1 protein-coding gene is annotated in these 272 nt (G+C 43.4%); it reads right to left on the reverse strand.

Annotated features, from left to right (window positions below; all coding sequences use genetic code 11):
- A partial coding sequence (locus AC6UDE_RS06970) for a hypothetical protein (protein WP_500697028.1) occupies positions 1–272 on the reverse strand: 272 nt, incomplete at both ends.

Here is a 272-nt window from a genome sequence, read left to right on the forward strand (position 1 = left end):
GTGTAGGCTTTGTTAAAACGCTCGTCTTTTGCTACCGACAACCATTGCTTAACATCTTGTTGGTATTGCTCAACGGTCATACCAGAGTGTGTCGCCATAATAATTTTCAACAACCCTTCTTCACCACTACCTAGAACGCTCTCAATATCCTCTTCAAGTACAAACTTAAACGGTGCTTCTGTTTTCCATTCGGGGTGTTCAGGCGCCATCTCTTTTACACGATCTAGCGCAAAGGCCAGTTGGAAGTAATAAGGTTTTTCTGACCATAGCGT

Source organism: Fructilactobacillus sp. X2R5C3, from assembly GCF_059901325.1.